This window comes from Desulfobacter sp. (assembly GCF_050177295.1).
The window spans coordinates 1-2,814 of sequence record NZ_JBFXHE010000511.1 but is presented as its reverse complement, the minus strand read 5'-3'; the positions used below and the strand labels follow the sequence as shown (position 1 = coordinate 2,814).

Here is a 2,814-nt window from a genome sequence, read left to right as displayed (position 1 = left end):
TTCTCGATACGAAACCGCAAAACCAGAGGGAACCCGGGAATGCCGCCGGGCGATCCCCGGCCACAATATAAATGCAGCTGCTGGCAGAATGCTATCCGTCTGAAAGACGGAGGTTTTAACCTTTTTCAGAAACAATAAAACAACAGCAATGGAGGGGGAGACACCCCCTCCATTGTTCCATTAACCGAGAATACAAAAAGAAGAATGCCATGAGCAAAAAAATACTTTTAATTTCGGCAAGCCCGAGAAAAGGCGGGAACTCGGATCTGCTCTGTGATGAATTCATGCGGGGGGCTGCAAAAGCGGGGCATCAGTCAGAAAAAATCCGGTTGTCGGAACAGCATATCGACTACTGCACCGGCTGCTGCGCCTGTATCGGCAACCAGGGAAGCTGCGTTCAGCAGGATGATATGAACGACATTTTCAAAAAAATCTTGGCCGCAGATGTCCTGGTCCTGTCCACCCCGGTCTATTTTCACGCGATGAACGCCCAGATGAAGACCTTTATCGACAGGACCTGCCCCATTTACTCGATAATCCGGGACAAAGAAGTTTATTATATCGTTGCTGCCGCAGGCGGTCAGACGCCCGTAGACAGGGCCGTCAAGAGTTTGCAGATTTATACCGACTGCTTGAGCGGCACCAAAGAAAAAGGTGTCATCTCAGTCACAGGCATCTGGGACCCAGGCCTTGTCAAGGGCACCCGAGCCGTTGATCAGGCGTACACCATGGGAAAAAATGCATAACCCGACAAAATGTTTTTTGTGCTCCGATTTCGGAAAAACAACCGAAAACGGCGTGGAGAAACAGACGGTCTTTTGGGGGGACGCCCGGAAAGCCTTTAAAGGATCCCAGGAATTATTTACCGGAGACGTTCAGTTATCCTTACTGTTCCCACCCAATAAAACGGCGCAATATTCAGGCGCCCACGGCACATTCCAGCCCGGGGCAAGGACAGCGTGGCACATTCACCCTGCAGGACAATACATGATTGTAACCTCGGGTGTCGGCCGCACAGGAACCCGGGATGGTAAAATTTTAGAAATCAAGGCGGGCGACGTAATCTGGTGTCCGCCCGACACCGAACACTGGCACGGTGCCTCTCCGGACGCACCCATGGCACTACTGCTTATTACCGGTGTATTTGAGTACAAAAACGTCGTTTATAAAGAAAAGGTTACCGACAAACAATATCTTGGAAAATAAGGAGTGGATTATGAAAACCGCTATTTTGACAGTATTGGTTATGTTGACAGCATTGGTCTGCGGGTCCGCATTTGGTTCGCAAGGGGATAACACACAAAACAATGACCGATTGACCCTCGAACAGCAGCGCATCGTTCCCATTGCGGCATTTACCGCGGACGGGGATATCGACAGGCTGATACCTGCCCTGAGCAAGGGGCTGGATGACGGCCTGAGTATCAATGAGATTAAGGAAGTCATGGTACACCTGTACGCCTATACGGGATTTCCCCGGAGTCTGAACGCCCTTTCCGCCCTGATGAAGGTGGTGGACCAACGCAAAGCCAAAGGCATTGATGATATCCAGGGCAAAGAGGCAAGCCCTGTTCCGCCCGATTTTGATAGGGAGGCATACGGGGCAAAGGTACGGGCAATGCTTGCCGGACGAAAGACCGACATCTCCGGTGCCCCATGGCAGCAGTTCTCCCCCGCCATTGACACCTTCCTCAAAGCGCATCTGTTTGCAGATATCTTTGTCCGGGATGTCATCAGTTACCAGGACAGGGAGCTTGCCACCATTGCCGCCCTTGCCAATATGACCGGCACCCGGGGCCAACTGGGTTTTCATCTCAAGGCGGCCATGAACACCGGCTTGAGCAAAGCTCAGATAGAGGATTTTGTCTCTGTTTTGGAAACCACCGTTGGAACGGCAGAAGCTGAAAGTGCCGGGAAAATTCTTGCTTCGGTGCTGAATTAGAACATGGGAACACGACCATTGATTTTATTGGTATATATTCCGGTCATTGCGGTCTGCCTGGGACTGGCAGCATGTGCAGTTTTCAACCAGGACAGGTTCGGCAAACTTCCCAAAGGAGACTGCCTTGGCCAAATTCAAAAATCGCCCAATTACAGGGATGAAAAATTCCGGAACCTGGTTCCAACACCAAAGTTCTCAACAGATGACGGCATGATGTCCGTGATATGGAGCGGAATATTTGACAAGGCTGAACGGCTGACGCCCGACAGTCCCATACCAACGGAAAAAACAGACTTAAAGGCATTATCGGCACGATCTTTCCATGAAGATACGGTGATATGGATGGGGCACTCCTCCTGGTATATCCAGTTGGGCGGCAAACAAATTTTAATCGACCCGGTCTTCAGCAAATCGGCAGCGCCGTTCTCCTTTTTAAATAAGGCATTTGCCGGCACCAACATCTACACCGCCGAAGATATGCCCCGGATCGACTGCATGCTGATTTCCCATGATCACTGGGACCACCTGGATTATCCCACCATCATGGCCCTTAAATCAAAAGTCAAACAGGTGATCTGTCCGCTGGGCATCGGGGCCTATTTCGAAAACTGGGGGTATCCCACAGAGGATATCTGTGAAGGAGACTGGTACGACAAGATCTCCCTGGGAGAAGACGTTGTTGTACATGTGCTGCCGGCGAGGCATTATTCGGGCAGGCTGTTTAAAGAGAACAAAACACTCTGGGCAGGATTCGCCCTTGAAACCCCTGAACATAAGATTTTTTTCAGCGGAGACAGTGGATACGGATCACATTTTTCACAGATCGGGAAAGCATTTAACGGGTTTGACCTGGTGATGCTGGATTGCGGCCA

The 2,814-nt window shown here is 50.7% G+C and carries 4 protein-coding genes; all 4 read left to right on the top strand.

The features are described 5' to 3' along the window. Nucleotides 1-209 precede the first annotated feature (209 nt). A complete protein-coding gene (locus AB7U36_RS21890) occupies nt 210-746 on the top strand; it encodes a flavodoxin family protein (protein WP_428161720.1) in 537 nt (178 codons plus the stop codon). A 52-nt stretch (nt 747-798) separates the two neighbouring features. Further along, nucleotides 799-1,206 (top strand): cupin domain-containing protein, encoded by a 408-nt coding sequence (locus AB7U36_RS21885; RefSeq protein ID WP_428161719.1) that lies wholly within the window; start codon nt 799-801, stop codon nt 1,204-1,206. A 10-nt stretch (nt 1,207-1,216) separates the two neighbouring features. Beyond that, complete coding sequence (locus AB7U36_RS21880) at nt 1,217-1,942, top strand: carboxymuconolactone decarboxylase family protein (protein ID WP_428161718.1); 726 nt, start codon at nt 1,217-1,219, stop codon at nt 1,940-1,942. Between the two features lie 3 nt (nt 1,943-1,945). Beyond that, the coding region (locus tag AB7U36_RS21875; protein ID WP_428161717.1) for an MBL fold metallo-hydrolase at nt 1,946-2,814 on the top strand (869 nt) is incomplete at its 3' end.